The organism is Anabaena cylindrica UHCC 0172 (assembly GCF_034931625.1).
In the GTDB taxonomy this organism is placed as follows: domain Bacteria; phylum Cyanobacteriota; class Cyanobacteriia; order Cyanobacteriales; family Nostocaceae; genus Anabaena; species Anabaena cylindrica_A.
Map to the genome: position 1 here is coordinate 1 of NZ_JAYGGY010000098.1, position 11,583 is coordinate 11,583.

Consider the following 11,583-nt stretch of genomic DNA (forward strand, 5'->3'; position numbering starts at 1 on the left):
TTTTCTCAAATTATTGCCACATCTCATCTTCAACCCCCTTGTCACCCGTTAAGGATGGGATGCCAATTTAGTCCCCAAGACTTGCAAGCAATAGAACAAGGATACGCATTACGGGATGCTTTACTCACCCGTTTAGATGCCGACTTAACACCACCCGAAAACTTTGTCCAACTCAAACATTTAGAAATTCTTAGTTGGTTAATTCAAAATCAATATCTCGACATCAAAATTGCCATTCCTCTCCAAGAAAATGGACTTCCAGAAGATAGTACCCAACAACTAGATCCACAGCATATTTTTCATGAAAAAGTCGGCATCTTTACAGATAGCAATGGTGATAAACTAGCATTTAATGGTTCTAATAACGAATCTATTGCTGGATGGGAGAAAAACGTCGAATCCTTTCATGTTTATTGTTCCTGGGAAGGAGGAAGAGAATTAGACAGAGTTGAAGAAGAAGTTTCCAGATTTGAACAACTTTGGTATGACTTATCCCCCAACGTGCGCGTATTTGAAATTCCAGAAGCAGTGCAACAAAAGCTGTTACACTATGCCCCAACTTCTAAACCTACCTGGAATCCTCAACTTGAATTTGATTCTCGACCAATAAAAAATGCTGACAGTTCACCGTTAACAGTTGACGGTTCACAGTTCACAGATAACCGAAAAAATACAGTCAACAACGAACAGTCAACAACCAACAGTCAACAATTAACAGTCATCAACGAACAAGAAAAACAAGCATTTACTCTACTAGCGCATATTCATCAACATCCAGGATGTTTAGACTTTTGTTTAAAATCAATTCCTATTAAACCCTGGCCACACCAAATTAAAATATTGCGTCGGGTAGCAGAAACCTTCCCCCAAAGCTTTCTTATAGCTGATGAAGTTGGTTTAGGGAAAACCATTGAAACAGGACTAATTCTGCGTTATCTCCTGTTAGCTAACAAAATTAAACGGGTACTCATCCTTGCCCCTGCTAGTGTCCAACCACAATGGCAAGAAGAACTGAGAGAAAAATTCAATCTGCATTTTTGGAGTTACAATCAAAATTCGTTCACTGTTCTTTCTCCATTTTTAACTGAAACATACCATCAACAGTTAACTATCAACAATCATCAATCAGGGACTTCCAACAATCAACAATCAATTAACATTCAAGCATTAAATAATCCCTGGAATAGCCAAGATTTAATTCTCGCTTCTTCCCATTTAGTGCGGAGAACAGAGAGAATGCAGCAACTACTAACAGCAGAACCTTGGGATTTAGTGATATTAGACGAAGCACACCACGCTAGGCGTAAAAGTCCTCAAAATAGGAAAGAAACACCAAATCGCTTACTAGAGTTAATGCAGCAGTTAAAGGAGAAAACTAAAGCTTTGATTCTTCTCTCTGCTACTCCTATGCAAATTGACGCTATAGAAGTTTTTGATTTATTAAATTTACTAGGAATGCAGGGACATTGGAGTTATGGCGATAACTTCTGTAATTATTTTGAATCATTACCAAGTAGTGTCAAACCAGAAATACTTAATTTTTGGCAAGTTATGTCCAGTGACTATTTTCAACGTGGGGGACAAGCTTGCTCTAGATTACAGCAATTCTTAAACCAACAAGACAGGATTCTTGCCTATAAAATGCAAGATGTATGGCAACGCGGGAAAAAAATCTCTAATCACAAACAATTATTGGCAGATGAAGACTTTCTCAACACCTCACGCCAATATCTGACAGTGAATACTCCCCTCAAAGATTTGATGTTTCGCCATACCCGCGATACATTGAGACAATATTATAAACGAGGATTACTGTCACGAGATATCCCTAAACGAGATGTGCAGGATAACGCCATTTCTTTAGAACCACAAAGAGAAGTTCCCCTGTATATTGCTGTGAGTGATTATGTGCGTCACTTCTACAGATTAGCGCAAAAGGATCAGCGCACTTGTCGGGGATTTTTGATGACACTGTACCGGAAACGTTTAACCAGTTCCTTTTACGCTATCAAGGCATCTTTACAACGTGGTTTAGATTGTTTATTAACTAAACAAGGAAGTTTCATCACTGAAGATGATTATGCAGACATTGATGAAGCTAATGATGCAGTAATTTCGGGGATGGAATCCTTCTTTGAAGAGGTAGATCCGCAAGAAATTCAATATTTAGAGGATTTACTGCGCCAATTTGAAAATACCGGAGAAGACACCAAGCTTTCCCACTTTATTCAGATTTTACGCCAAGAATTAAGCCAAAGAGAAAGTGCCATTGTCTTTACCCAGTACACAGACACAATGGACTATCTGCGGGATGCTTTAAAACAATTGTATGGTAGTCAAGTGGCTTGTTATTCTGGACGTGGTGGTGAATTGTTGACAGTTGACAGTTCACCGTTGACGGTTAACAGTTCACGGTTCACAGATAACCAACAGTCATCAGTTTACAGTCAACAGCCAACAGTCAACAGTGAACCTACTTGGCGTATAGTTCCCAAAGAAGAAATTAAACGTAAATTCCGCCAAGATGAAATCAAAATTCTGCTTTGTACGGAATCTGCGTCAGAAGGGCTAAACTTGCAAAATTGTGGTGTCCTGATCAACTATGATATGCCCTGGAATCCCATGCGCGTGGAACAACGGATAGGGAGAATTGACAGAATTGGGCAAAGATATGAAACTGTCCGCATCCACAATTTTTATTATGATGGTACTGTAGAAGCAAAAGTTTATAGAAAATTGCGCGATCGCATTAACGCCTTTGCTACAGTTGTTGGTAATCTCCAACCCATTTTAGCTAAAGTTCCCACATTCATTGAACAAGCTGCGATGAGTGCAGATCCAGAAGAAGAGGATGTGTTGATGTCTGAGTTTGACTCGGTATTAGACGCACCTCTACGTCCAGGAATTGAAGCAATGGTGACAATGGATTTGGATGCTGATTTGGCAGAAATTCAAAAACCTATTCCACCCACTCCTTTTACACCAGAAAGCATTGAGCATTTATTTACCACATCAACAATTTTAAAATCTGCTGGGGTGATTTTTGAGCCAAACGGGGAAAAGACTTGGTTACTTACCTATAAAGGTAAGGAATACCAGATCACTTTTTACCCAGATGTGTTTGATGAAATGCCTTCTCTGAGATTAATGAATTTTGGAGAACCTTTGTTTGCTGAGTTTTTACAGTCTTTCCTATCTAACTAACAGACTCAACAGGTAATGCAAAGCGGTTAAGCCATTAAACAGCTTCTTTACAGTGATCTAGCTGTAGCGAATAGCGAAAATAAAGTTTGGAAATGCTACTTTATTCGCTATTGCCACTCTTTGGGAATCACCTCAAACAATTCACCCATTCCACAGCCGAAAAAATCACACAGAACTGCTAAAGTATCAACATCATAACGCTTTGCAGAGTTATCACACAATCCCCTAACAGCAGTAGGAGTTAGCAGCGATTAAATGAAGTGGTTTTCAGTAGAGAACAAGAAGTTGCACAACTCAAAGCTGTTAACCATAAACAACAAGCTGAATTAACGAATATTGTCAATTTGATTACCAATACAAACGAGATAAATTCAAACCAAACAGAAATTGTCGAACAATTTTTACAATTAAAAACTTTGGTTCAGGAGATGAAGATCAATAATGGCTCTATAGATTCAAAAGGATAATATAAACTTAACTTCTTCATAATTCCCCTTCAAAGCAACGCAGATTGTGGAGAGCTTATTGTTGTTGTTTTAATTGGGTAGTGCTAACCCAAGCACTTTTCAGCGCATATTTCGTTCTTAGACTTCTGTTCCAAGCAGCCAAGTTTTTAATGCTCGTTTTTCATCCCTTAAATCAAAGAAATTAACGCAAATTTTATGCAAATTTATCTAATACCAATTCTTTATGAAGCTGCGCTAAATAAAGCTTGCAAAATGAAATCATAAGAGGTAAGAGAGAAAATCTTTTCTGGGGTGATAGTTTCCAAAACTTCAGTTTACTTTTGACGGAGTTGGGTAAGGGTGGAGCAATTTTCCCATTGAAGTTTACTTTTAAGTAACTCCCACAACCGCTCAATTGGGTTCAGTTGGAGGAGAGTGGGGTGGGAACTGAATTTAGGAATAATTAACCAAAATACATCAAAAAGCCTACTGTTTTACATCAAATGATAGTTTTTAGATAGGGAGATAACCTGTAAAAATAAAACTGACACATTTCATTAAATTGAAAATTGAATTCAACAGTAGTTAATCATAACTTCACTCAGATAAAAGGCAGTTTGCAGTTTATCTCTTTCATTACCAGAATATCTTAAAAATTGAAGCAAATCATTGCTTAATTTATGACTAGAAAAAGGAAGAAAATCACCGTGAATGAAAATGAACAGATACCAGCAAGTGAAGAAATTACAGAAAATAAACAGTTAGAAGCAAGTGAGCAAACAAGAAGAATAGTAATTATCACCGGAGATAAAGGAGGTGTAGGTAAATCCACATTTGCAAGAGGATTACTACATTTATATATCAACAAACAGTTAAAATATTTGGCTTATGACTCAGATCATCGCAATGCCCAATTGTACAGACACTATAACTCAGTAATACCTGGAGTCAAGTTACTTGATATTTTTACAAGAGGTGGTGCAGATGACTTACTAATAGACTTAGAAAAAGAACTTCCCCCATTGGTATTAGTAGATTTACCCGCCCAGTCAGGTCTATTTTTTGAGAATTTTGAGAAAGACTTAGGTGTATTTGATGCTGTCAAAGGCTTAGGATACAAAGTCACAATGGTAAGTGTACTATCAAGGGTAAAAGACTCAGTGAATATATTACGAATTCTTCACAAATACTGTGGCGATCGCGTTGATTATGTAGTTGTGAAAAATCTGTTCCACGGTGAAGCTGATAAATTTGAACGATACGACAGTTCTGATACTCGCACCACACTTTTGGCAGATGGTGCGGTAGAAATTAAAATGCCAGATTTGTTTTTCAAGCCCTATGACTATATAGATGAAAAAAACTTGACTTTTAGCGAAGTTCTAGAAGATAAACAAGCCAACATTGTCATCAAATCTCGTGTTTCAGCTTGGTTGAAAGAATTTGAGCAAAGCGTATTGAATGCTAATGAGTTATTGGGGATAAAAGAAAATGCAGTCATCACAGATCAAGCCGCATAACCCAAATAATCCAGGAATTATCCCCAATCCTAAACGACTGGTAATGACAGTTGGTGATGCTAGAATAGGTAAGTCAACAACAGCACGTTTGTTGATAGAGATTTATCTAGAATCACAACTAAATCTCAGAGTTTATTACAGTGGTAATCGCAATAAGTTATATGCTTATCAGCTATTATTACCTATTGCTCAATTGCCCTTAACACAAGGTGGTGCAGACCAATTATTAATTGATTTAGAGAGTTTTTCTGATGTGCAAGTAGCTCTGAGTGACTTACCCGGACAAAGTTTTGAAGAATTCCGACAATTTGCCGAAGAAGTAATGCTGTGGGATGCAATTGCTCAATTAGGTTATCGTATGACCTTTGTACATCCAATTTCTTATCGGAGAGATTGTACAGATTATCTACAAGAGTTTTTTAATTGTTATGGAAATAAAGCAGACTACATCATTATCAAAAATCTGTATTTTGGTGACGATTTTCCTTACTATGATGGTTCTGATATCCAACAGGGTATCCAAGCAAGTGGAAACAATGAATTATATTTGGGTAAGTTATGGAGAGATACTTATGAATTATTAGAATCTCTGGATTCACCTTATAACTATGCCATCCAAAATTCTGAAATGGATTTTATGAACCGTTCTCGTATCTTTAACTGGATGGAAGAATTTAGTGAGCAAATTAAGAATAATCAACATATTGGAGAATTATTGGGTTTATTAAACATTACATCAGCGGTGGATTTACAAAATCAATTAAATAGCGATTTTTAAACTTTGTTGTAAATCTTCAAAATCAGAAATAAGAGGGAATAAGTTTATGCGTAGAAAATCATAATTTAGGAAGATTTTAGGATTTGTATCAGATTAATATGAAGCTGCATATAACCCTCTTACATGACTCTAAGTAATGCCAAATTTGAACTCTTTATTTAACAAGGGTTTTGGCAATTTATTAATATTACAAAATGTTCACTATATTTTGTTATTAATAAAATATTCAAACCTTTATCACATCAGGATTTGAGAATTAGGAAATTATTTTTGTGATTCCCAGAGTAATGGAAGAGGGTTAATAAGATTTCAAGAAGAATTGTCCGCCGATATAGCTTGCTTCCCGCAGGGTACGCAGATAAAGATGAATGAATTAATGGATTTCCCATTTTGTGCAACGTCACACAAAATTGATATTACAGTTATCTTTTATTTGTTTTGAAAAAACCAACTTATCTATATTAATGACTTTTTACTTTTCAAAAGTTCTAGTTTCTAACTCCTGAATTCTTACTTTTTAGTTACACCCCAGAATGAAATCATGTTAGAAAATTTCAGTACAATCAAAAACTGACATATAGGAATCAGGTTTGATTACTCTATCATCTCTACCAAGAAACTCAAAAAAGGCACATGAACTTATGAACACCTCTGTAGAAGCTTCTTTAGATACAACATTAGCAGGACAATCAGATCATTTTAAACAGAAAGTTCTCGATGTGGTGAGACGTTCTGGTATCAATCCTAAAGACCCATTGTTTTTGATATTGAGTTCTCTGGGTAAATTTGAGGTCTTAATGGAAGACATTCCCGGTAAACTTAATACTGTAGTCGAGGGTTGGACAACAGAAATAGATGACAAACTTGATAAAGCATCAAGTGTAGCCATTGTTCAACAAAAAAGTGCTATTGCCAAAGCAGCATCAACCTTGTTGAGTAAAACCGAGCAAAAAAAATCTAGATCCGTCTTCAGTCCCTTAATAGCCACTGCCCTGGTATTATCTGGTGTGGTTGGTGTTGTTATGCTGGCTAGTAATATATTTTTTATTTGGAGAGGTAGAGGGACAACAGAAGCAGTTCACTTAACTCTAGAAGAACAAGAAACTTTAAATTGGGCTAAGTCAAAAGACGGAGAATTTGCTCGTCAAATTATGAAATGGAACGATTTTGACCTGAGTGTTTGTCGAGCCAAAAAAGCTCAATTGAAAGGCAGATGTATGATTTGGGTTGTGAATAATGACGAGCGACAACGTTATCTAGACCAATTAAATCAAAAATCAAAATCAAGCCGTTAAACTGATTTGATTTGTTTCTGGACTATCTATCAGTCCCTCTACAATTGCTTTCGTAGCAGCTTGAGCGCGATTTTGACAATCGAGTTTAGTTAAAATGCGATGGACATGAGACCTCACAGTACCCACACTTAAAAAAAGTTTGTTGGCAATTTGATTGTTTCTATCACCAATAGCAATCATCTGCAAAATCTCCAATTCCCTAGAACTAAGCGAATATCGCCGGAAAACTCGCTTCATTTTCAGACTGGGAGTAACGACTACTGGTTGAGGTTGCAAATTTTGAATTAATATTTTAGCGACCGCAGAATCTAACCAATTTTCTCCTTTGTGTGTCACATAAATAGCTTCTGCTAACTTTTCTTTAGCTATCATCCTCGTACAATATGAATCTGCCCCTGCTGCAAAAGCTTCTTTGACAAAGATTTCCGTAGATTGAGCATTGAATATCACTATTTTAGTGATTGGTGATACTTGTTTAATCTGTTTTACAACTTCAAGACCACTATTATCTGGAAGATGCAAATTAACAAGAGCTATGTGTGGAGCATAAGTTTCTATTAGTTTTAGCCCTTCTGATGCTGTTTCGGCTTCCGCACAAATCTCGATACTCTCTTCTTCCGAGAGTAACATTCTAATACCATACCGAGTCAGATCATGGTCATCGATAATAACTGTTTTGATCATCTGATTTACCTCCTATTTAGGTTGGATTATCTGATTTTTCAAAATTATTAGTGATGATCTTGAAAAATGGTAACTGATGATGGAGTTCAATTGGATACAACAGACATCTCCGAAAAAGAATGTGAAACCCTTGTCCTGTCTAGGAGAAAACCTAATTTCTGGAGATGTCTAATACAAAATTGAAGCAAGGATATGACATCGAAAGAAACAGAAATCTTATTTATGCCATGCCCTACCATATCTTGCATCCAAATGAGAACAGCTATATTTGCCAGTTTAGGAGATGGCAAATTTAATCTTCTAATAATTATTCAATAATTTATTTTTAACAGTGATCTGAATCACACTTAAAACAACTAGTCTTATCTATTGTGTATGGATATTCTGCCCAATTTGTATTAAAACATACATAACTAAAATTTTGAACCCGTAGCAGACTAAGGATTATATCTATACAATCTCAATTGTATACTTTTTTATACCTTTTGATAGGGGAACAATTGAAAAAACTAGGTGTAATATATTTATTATCCATAGCCTGTTTGTTTTTTGTTCATGCTGTTTTTGCTGCTAAAAAGTCCGCACTTTTAGATATTACATCCAAAATATCTGCTGGTTCGAGCAGAGTAATTTGTGCCAAGACTTCCTTCTTAATATCCTCAACAGGACGATTTTTTAATTTTTTTGCATAATTCAATGAACTATTTTCGCAACATTCACGGTAGCTAAATAAAGATATATGACCATCCAAATACTGTTGCAGCAATTCGCTATCTCCACCACTGACTCTTGCCAGACGAAAGAAATTTTTAGAGTCAGCTTCAGGGACAACTTTCGCTTTTAACCACCGATATACAGTTGTGGCATCAACACCTATTCTTTCAGCTAACTTTTTTTGAGTCCAGCCTTCTTCTAATAAGTGTTCAATTAACTGAGCTAATCGTTTTTGACGTTCTTGCATAGTAGAAAACCTGGTTCTACCAGTTATAAAATTTACTTTTTATCCCACTTTGTATTTATCTGATTTTATTGGCGGATTCAAATAATTGATGTCTAATCGCTGAATTTGGTTTACAGTAAGGAGCTTGGATTAAATAACCTGTAATTCTCGGTTATTGTTTTGGTGTATGACAAGAAACCTCAAACAAAGTTTGACACCTTATTAAATCCACAATTCTAACCGCCGCATAAAGCTTTTAGATTTTTGTGATCCATTCACCAACAGTCTGCTTATCTTGGCACAAGAGTTTAGCAAGGCTCAAAGTGGATAAGACTTGCTTACTCATTTTATTCACTAATTTAAGACTAAATCTCTTTCCTTTACAAGAGTTTGATGAAAATAATCAAAAAAGTGCTGACAACAAGCTCATGAAACAAAGATTTTGGATCACATCGGAATTAAATTATTAAGAAATAATAAGTAACTATGCAGCTACTCCCTGCATTATGCAAGTATAATTGTTGCAGGGTGCAAAAGTTACAAAATGTACTTTAGAAAGCATCCGTCAAGGAACAAGGTGTCATCACTCCCAAAGCAAAGTTATGACGTATATGACGGACTTCAATCGAGCTTCTGTTAATGGAACAGAGAACCAAATAAGGTCATCCTCTAATTCTACCGTCTTTTTGGATACACAAAATCTTACTTTTATCCAAGATAGTGATCCAATGGGGTTGGAGACTAGCTCTGAAAAAAATCAGGCTGATAGTCAAAACCTATCGGATATGGAACATCAGCCCAATGAAACTGATCACTTGCCTAGTGTAAAACGCTCCGGTGTGGAGGAGGAATCAGCCATAGCACTAGAATTAGGTACTTTGGAGGGCAGAATTGAAAAGGGTTTCAGAGCTTTTTGGGACATCGGACAATCTTTGAGTCAAATTCGAGATAAACAGCTTTATCGGCAAAGTTACAAAACCTTTGATGAATATTGCCTTAACCGTTGGGAAATGTCCCGACGGTCTGCTTATCGCTTGATACAAGCTGCATTGGTTTATGAAAATGTGACCCGTGAATCACAAAGTTTTGTAAATGTGATCCATGGATCACAAAATCCTGAAACTTGTGGATCACAAAGTTTTGTAAATGTGACCCGTGGATCACAAAATCAAATTCTGCCTACGAACGAACGCCAAATCAGACCCTTAGTAACACTACCCCCAGAAAAACAACGCGAAGCTTGGGCTAAAGCAGTTTCTACAGCCCCCAATAGTAAAGTCACAGCTGCTCATGTTGCCCAAGTAGCAAGAGAGTACCACCGAGAGAACTCAGCAAATAAATCTAGGCAAAAGCATTCTTTTGAACAACAACAGCAATCAACTGATAATTCTGAGCAATCATTAAACCGTAGTTGCTGGAATTGCCGTCATTCTAGTCAAGAGTTGATCAAAGATGATCACCAAAGTTTTTATTGCGATCGCCTGGGTAAGTTAAGTTTTGTTGAGAAAGACGGCAACCAACGAGGTGCAGAATGTGAATACTGGACTTACCGCTTTGGAGAATCATCTGAAGTCAGAAATAATTTAGTCCCGTTACGAGAAACTTTCAACCTCACCTTACAACTGCCAGCACACTTACAACCATTAATACAAGATGCTGCTAAAAAGTCAGATTTAGCAGTCATAGAATGGGTAGCAAAACTTGTGGAAGAGGCAATTTACAAAAAGAATGCTCCTCAAAATAGAGATATTCACCAAAATTTTATAGATATTACAGTTTCAGAAGTTGCCTGATATACAGGACTTAAAAGCTAAACAAGATTTCCAAGCAAGATAAATAGGGCAGAAATCAGTATTCCCTCCTGCCTCCTGCCTTTCTTGATCACTATTAGTTCAAAATGCCGTGTCAGGCATTAGGATTTGTAAAGGAAGTGCTATTTTCACACCACTAATTTTTAATGTTGTAATGTTGACCGTGAAAGACCCACCTACCGATTTTCAACTTCCGCCGCACAACGAAGCAGCTTTAGAGGGACTTAGGGAAGCAAAAAACGTTGATTCCACTATTGCTCTAGCAGCTAGTGATTCAGCAATTGCTACAGGTACAATCACCCCCGCCGGCTGGTTGCTTTTCGGCTTGGCTTACAAACCGTTAGTTAGGGTGGAAAAGATTGCCCGACTGGAAAAACTAACAACTGTACTGTTGGAGGAATTTAAAGACCAAGGAATACAAGTCTTTCCAGTCCTGCAAATTGAGGATAAGAACCCTATTGACTTGTTTATCAGGTTTCCACGTAAAACTCACTTGTTTATCTCCATTAGATCATTGGGAGACAGAGAAGTAGTCTACAACGAAATTAGAGAAATTATCCAAGTCCGCAAGAAAAATAAGGGTGGTTTAACAACCTGGAAACCTTGTCCATTGCTTGAGTTAGCAGATTACGAAAAGTGGCTCAACAAGAAGAGAGACTTATTTGGAATGTCTTCAAGGGAGGCCACAAAAATACGTACTGCAAAAGTTTTGGTCTTATGGCATCCTACTAAAAAAGCTTCAAATCTCAAAGAACATCTTTATACTGAAGTGGGAAGCATGAAAACTCTGGCTCTCAGAAGAAAAGGCACTATGTTTGTTATTCAAGAGGAGGAAGTAACTGAGTTTGTCAAATCTTGGTTAGCTACGTGCTAATAAATTAAATAGATTGAAAAGGCGAAAACCC

Annotated in this window: 10 protein-coding genes; 7 read left to right on the forward strand and 3 right to left on the reverse strand. The window is 36.8% G+C overall.

Annotation, left to right across the window (positions count from 1 at the left end; translation table 11 throughout):
• The first annotated feature begins 54 nt into the window (after window positions 1–54).
• On the forward strand, window positions 55–3,204 hold the full coding sequence (locus VB713_RS21920) for a helicase-related protein (protein ID WP_416242471.1): 3,150 nt from the start codon (window positions 55–57) through the stop codon (window positions 3,202–3,204).
• Between the two features lie 107 nt (window positions 3,205–3,311).
• Here VB713_RS21920 and VB713_RS21925 read toward each other — a convergent pair whose 3' ends face one another.
• A complete protein-coding gene (locus VB713_RS21925) occupies window positions 3,312–3,452 on the reverse strand; it encodes a helix-turn-helix transcriptional regulator (RefSeq protein ID WP_323313660.1) in 141 nt (46 codons plus the stop codon).
• 12 nt (window positions 3,453–3,464) lie between these two features.
• Between VB713_RS21925 and VB713_RS21930 the strand changes: the two genes are divergently transcribed.
• The 4 genes from VB713_RS21930 (at window position 3,465) to VB713_RS21945 (ending at window position 7,243) form a co-directional block, all read left to right on the forward strand.
• On the forward strand, window positions 3,465–3,671 hold the full coding sequence (locus VB713_RS21930; RefSeq protein ID WP_323313622.1) for a hypothetical protein: 207 nt from the start codon (window positions 3,465–3,467) through the stop codon (window positions 3,669–3,671).
• A 686-nt stretch (window positions 3,672–4,357) separates the two neighbouring features.
• A complete protein-coding gene (locus VB713_RS21935) occupies window positions 4,358–5,170 on the forward strand; it encodes a chromosome partitioning protein ParA (protein WP_416242472.1) in 813 nt (270 codons plus the stop codon).
• Window positions 5,142–5,948, forward strand: a complete 807-nt coding sequence (locus VB713_RS21940; protein ID WP_323313624.1) for a hypothetical protein — start codon at window positions 5,142–5,144, stop codon at window positions 5,946–5,948. Before VB713_RS21935 ends, VB713_RS21940 begins: the two co-directional genes overlap by 29 nt.
• Before the next feature lie 641 nt (window positions 5,949–6,589).
• Window positions 6,590–7,243, forward strand: a complete 654-nt coding sequence (locus tag VB713_RS21945) for a DUF6753 family protein (RefSeq protein WP_323313625.1) — start codon at window positions 6,590–6,592, stop codon at window positions 7,241–7,243.
• Here the strand turns inward: VB713_RS21945 and VB713_RS21950 are convergent.
• Window positions 7,232–7,927: a response regulator transcription factor gene (locus VB713_RS21950; RefSeq protein WP_323313626.1), complete on the reverse strand. Its 696-nt coding sequence runs from the start codon at window positions 7,925–7,927 to the stop codon at window positions 7,232–7,234. The genes VB713_RS21945 and VB713_RS21950 overlap by 12 nt on opposite strands.
• Before the next feature lie 553 nt (window positions 7,928–8,480).
• Window positions 8,481–8,915: a helix-turn-helix transcriptional regulator gene (locus VB713_RS21955; RefSeq protein ID WP_323313661.1), complete on the reverse strand. Its 435-nt coding sequence runs from the start codon at window positions 8,913–8,915 to the stop codon at window positions 8,481–8,483.
• Between the two features lie 563 nt (window positions 8,916–9,478).
• Here VB713_RS21955 and VB713_RS21960 point away from each other — a divergent pair.
• Entirely contained in the window at window positions 9,479–10,660 is a 1,182-nt protein-coding gene (locus tag VB713_RS21960) for a hypothetical protein (protein WP_323313627.1), read from the forward strand.
• Window positions 10,661–10,832: 172 nt separating this feature from the next.
• Window positions 10,833–11,552 carry a hypothetical protein gene (locus VB713_RS21965; protein WP_323313628.1) on the forward strand — a complete coding sequence of 240 codons (720 nt, stop codon included), beginning with the start codon at window positions 10,833–10,835 and terminating at the stop codon, window positions 11,550–11,552.
• The last annotated feature ends 31 nt before the right edge of the window (window positions 11,553–11,583 follow it).

What these genes read in the sequence shown, in the direction of transcription:
- VB713_RS21960 (WP_323313627.1), top strand. Translation starts at nt 9,479, where the DNA reads ATGACGGACTTCAATCGAGCTTCTGTTAATGGAACAGAGAACCAAATA.
- VB713_RS21945 (WP_323313625.1), top strand. Translation starts at nt 6,590, where the DNA reads ATGAACACCTCTGTAGAAGCTTCTTTAGATACAACATTAGCAGGACAA.
- VB713_RS21920 (WP_416242471.1), top strand. Translation starts at nt 55, where the DNA reads ATGGGATGCCAATTTAGTCCCCAAGACTTGCAAGCAATAGAACAAGGA.
- VB713_RS21950 (WP_323313626.1), bottom strand. Translation starts at nt 7,927, where the DNA reads ATGATCAAAACAGTTATTATCGATGACCATGATCTGACTCGGTATGGT.
- VB713_RS21965 (WP_323313628.1), top strand. Translation starts at nt 10,833, where the DNA reads ATGTTGACCGTGAAAGACCCACCTACCGATTTTCAACTTCCGCCGCAC.
- VB713_RS21940 (WP_323313624.1), top strand. Translation starts at nt 5,142, where the DNA reads ATGCAGTCATCACAGATCAAGCCGCATAACCCAAATAATCCAGGAATT.